General features: G+C 36.5%; 4 protein-coding genes and 1 tRNA gene. 1 reads left to right on the top strand and 4 read right to left on the bottom strand.

Going from position 1 to position 3,789, the window contains the following annotated elements; all coding sequences use genetic code 11:
- From AC22ZQ_RS13165 to AC22ZQ_RS13150, 4 genes are all read right to left on the bottom strand, one after another.
- Positions 1 to 938: sugar transferase (locus tag AC22ZQ_RS13165; RefSeq protein ID WP_318959225.1), on the bottom strand; the 938-nt coding region annotated here is incomplete at its 3' end.
- A 6-nt stretch (positions 939 to 944) separates the two neighbouring features.
- Complete coding sequence (locus tag AC22ZQ_RS13160; RefSeq protein WP_318959224.1) at positions 945 to 1,799, bottom strand: hypothetical protein; 855 nt, start codon at positions 1,797 to 1,799, stop codon at positions 945 to 947.
- A 129-nt stretch (positions 1,800 to 1,928) separates the two neighbouring features.
- Positions 1,929 to 2,927 (bottom strand): Gfo/Idh/MocA family protein, encoded by a 999-nt coding sequence (locus AC22ZQ_RS13155; RefSeq protein WP_318959223.1) that lies wholly within the window; start codon positions 2,925 to 2,927, stop codon positions 1,929 to 1,931.
- Between the two features lie 81 nt (positions 2,928 to 3,008).
- Positions 3,009 to 3,500 carry a DinB family protein gene (locus tag AC22ZQ_RS13150; RefSeq protein ID WP_318959222.1) on the bottom strand — a complete coding sequence of 164 codons (492 nt, stop codon included), beginning with the start codon at positions 3,498 to 3,500 and terminating at the stop codon, positions 3,009 to 3,011.
- Between the two features lie 143 nt (positions 3,501 to 3,643).
- On the opposite strand from AC22ZQ_RS13150, the gene AC22ZQ_RS13145 reads away from it, so the two are divergent.
- A tRNA-His gene (locus AC22ZQ_RS13145) sits at positions 3,644 to 3,717 on the top strand.
- Positions 3,718 to 3,789 lie beyond the last annotated feature (72 nt).

The following is a 3,789-nucleotide window of genomic DNA, read 5'->3' as shown; positions in this document are numbered from 1 at the left end:
TTAAAGAATATAGGTCCTTCAGAAGAGGTCTTTACCAATATCGCCAGCGTAATGTAAACAGGAGTTAAAAGAATAAGAGCGATACTTGCACAAATAACGTCAATTCCCCTTTTTAAAACTCGTTGCCAAATAGGAAGTATTTCTGAATTCAATTCTATAAGTGGTGCTCCGAAAATGTTGTTCATTTTTACAGATCCAGAAAGTATGTCGTACATGTCTGGAATTACCTTGATTTTAAGGTCTCTACCAGAAACTTTGGCAATGATTTTACGCAGCTTTTCGTGTTCTGTAGAGTCGAGAGCAATGATGATTTCCTCGATGTCGAGATCAGTAATAATCTTATCAAAATCATTAAAATGTCCTAAATAAGGGAGTCTATCTTCAAGGTTTTTGTCTATCCCATTTAAGTTAACAAAACCGATAAACTTATTTCCTGAGTTTTGATGATTGAATTTGATTTCGTCGTAAATATCAACTGCTTTCTGGCTACCACCAATAAGCAAAGTGTTGAAGCCGATTTTTCCTGCATGTACCTTTTGCACCAAATTATTAACGATAATGAATCGAGGTAGGAGGGTGTAGCAGAATTGTAAAATAAAAACAGCACTTAATGACTTGTAATAGAGGTGATGTCCATCAATTTCATCATCCAAAAGAAAGACAAAGAAGATGACTACTGTTCCGATGATAGAGCTTAATGTTGTTAAACTCAATATTTTCATCCTATACAAACGGAGGGGGTTGATGTAGGTACCCAAAAGGGCGTGAAGCGTAACCCAAAACGCTGGTATTAAAATTACTCCTAAAATGAATTCAGTATTAATTACAAAGGGTGCGACTTCGATAACTGTTTTTCTAAAGTAAAAGAAACTAGCCCAGGCTAAAGCAGCCATTAGGAAATCTGTTACTATTAATAGAGAAGTAAATTTTTTTTGCATGTAGAACTAGTATATCACCTTGATGTTATCGATGTAAATGTCTTGCGGACCTACCTTGTTTTTGATAGCTCTTAAGGCAATTCCATAAAAATCAGCTTGGTTATAAACGGCAAGTAGTTCGTTGAGGTTAAAATATATTTTCGTCCATTTAGGGCTTTCTTGGGCTCTCATCGTTGCAATGGCATCGTCGCTAGTTACACCATTTGTTGAGTTGATAAAACGCGCACTTAAGTCATGTGAAGTCCTAAAATCTACTTCCAAATAAACAACTCTACCATTGGTAGGAAGCAATAAAGGAGCTGATGAATAAGCGTAGAAAAGGGAGTCGTCATCGGTTAATTCTATGTGTCCACAATAGTTCCCGTATTCAACAATGTTGGGATCGTTGGTTGTTCCTAAACTCGCTAAAGAGGCATTAGATTCTTCTAACTTTAAGTTGTTGATGTTCTCGAAATCTTCTATCCAAAATGTTAAGTCGTCGTAGTATTGTGTTTCAGGAGCAATTGAAGCTGTGTCTCCTTTGGTAAGCGTTAGATCTACCGAGTAAGGCTCCATTAAGGTATAACGTGATTTCGTAGAGCTTATACCGTTGTTCTTAATTCCAGGAATAATTACAAAACTATGTTCTCCTTCGTCTGCAATGATTGGAATTTTTATCGGTAAGGAAAAAACTCCCAAAATCTCACCATCCATATTTACCCAAGCATCCGTTATGTTTTCGGTTAACTCACCTTGGTCTGATGCAAAAGGATTTTCATTCAGTTGAAATTTGTCCACCTTTAACCATAAAGGAGCGTCAACCTTTTTTGCACAACCATTGATTACAAATGCCAGTAAACAGAGATAGAATAAGTGTTTCATTGTATATTTTTTAAGAATTCAATCAATTTTCATCAAAGAAAAGCGAATGCACAAGCATTGACTATTGATTTATTCTTTTTTAACAGACTGCAAAAGTGTTAAATATTAGAAAAAGAACGATGTAGAATACTAAATATTGTTGTTGACCAGGTTTCCCGTCATTTTTAATTTCTCCAATATTTCTGTGGCAACTACCAAAGCGTTGTATCCATCTTCTATCGGAACTTTTGGAGTTGTATTATTGACAATGGATTCTGCGAATGTTCTTAACTCTTCTTTTATCGCGTTTACTTCACCAACTTCCGGCTTGTCAAACATTATCTTTTTGTCTGGTTTACCATTTCCTAATTCCAACACCATGTCGAAAGGTCCGGGTTCTCCTTCTACATTTTCCATCTTTACGACTTCTAACTCTTTTTCTAAGAAATCTACACTGATGTAAGCATCTTTTTGGAAGAAGCGAGATTTACGCATATTCTTCATAGAGATGCGAGAAGAGGTGAGGTTCGCCACACATCCGTTTTCGAATTCTAAACGAGCATTGGCAATATCCGGTGTGTCAGAAACTACAGCAACACCTGAAGCAGATACACGCTTAACAGGAGAATTTACGACACTTAAAATGATATCTAAATCGTGTATCATTAAATCCAAGATTACAGGAACGTCTGTCCCCCTTGGATTAAACTGCGCCAAACGGTGAGTCTCAATAAACATAGGGTTATTGAAGTGAGGCAAAGCTTTTTGGAAAGCAGGGTTGAACCTTTCTACGTGCCCCACCTGAACCTTAACATCTGCCTCGTGCGCTAGGGAAATCAAAGATTTTGCTTCGTCTACCGTTTCTGTAATAGGCTTTTCAATAAAAACATGTTTAGAGTTACGCAAAGCATAAGCAGCACAGTCGTAATGAGAAATGGTTGGTGTTACTATATCTACACAGTCAACTTCGGCGATTAACTCCTCAATACTTCCAAAACGCTTCAATCCATAGGTGTCTATAACCGTTTGAGCATTTTCGTCTGAAGGATCGTAAAAACCAACACATTGGTATTCTTCCTTCAATTCTAATATAAGTTTGATGTGAATTTTACCGAGGTGACCAGCACCCAAAACTCCTATCTTTAGCATATCTAATTCTGTTTCCTACAAAATTAGCGCTTAAGAGCTATGGAACAAGTGTATGTTTTGATTGTTATTAACAAGAAGTGTTTATAACCCCAGCTGATCGTAATAACCGGTTTGCTTATTGGTAATGATTTTAGTGAGTGTTGTGATTTGCCCTGTATGGTAAGAAAAGTGTTCGAGTACATGCACCAAAACAGAAAAAACATTTTCTTCCAAGCCTTGTATGTTTTTCGGTTGGTGAAGATCTTCATCTTTTATGGTGTGCAAAACCTCTGTAATTTGAATTTTTAAATTTTCCATCACAAACACGAGCTCGCTTTTTTTTATGTTGAGGTGTTTTTCAAATTCTTTTTCTCTTTGTCTATGGTCTGGAGCGGATCCTAATCCACAAACTATCCATTGTTTACCATTTCCACATAAATGTAAGACCAAAGAACCTATGCTCGGAGTGTTTTTATTGGGGGTAAACCATAATTCTTCATCCGAAATCATAGAAAGGCACTTAAATATTCTCGAATACGATTCTGTGAAAACACGCCTTTTGAATTCATTTACAATGAGTTCTGAGCTAGTCATAAAATTTGAATTTTCTTTTTATCTAATTTAATGAAAAAAAAGGTGAATTTTGTTGTTTATGTAAATCTAAATTTAATATATTTGCACCCGCTAACGGAAGCAAGAGAGTATACTTGAAAGCTTTGAGATTAGTTTTTTACATGGTGGTTGTAGCTCAGTTGGTTAGAGCGCCGGATTGTGGTTCCGGAGGCCGTGGGTTCGAATCCCATCGTCCACCCAGAAAAATCCCGATAAGAAATTGTCGGGATTTTTTTATGCCTAAAATTTACGGAAGTTTACTTTGAGAAAG

This window comes from Lishizhenia sp. (assembly GCF_057456495.1).
Note: the sequence above shows the minus strand (reverse complement) of the source record. Positions and strands in the feature narration are given on the sequence as shown.

Bases quoted from the DNA above. Each gene is read 5' to 3' on its own strand.
- AC22ZQ_RS13160 (WP_318959224.1), bottom strand. From the start codon at position 1,799: ATGAAACACTTATTCTATCTCTGTTTACTGGCATTTGTAATCAATGGT.
- AC22ZQ_RS13155 (WP_318959223.1), bottom strand. From the start codon at position 2,927: ATGCTAAAGATAGGAGTTTTGGGTGCTGGTCACCTCGGTAAAATTCAC.
- AC22ZQ_RS13150 (WP_318959222.1), bottom strand. From the start codon at position 3,500: ATGACTAGCTCAGAACTCATTGTAAATGAATTCAAAAGGCGTGTTTTC.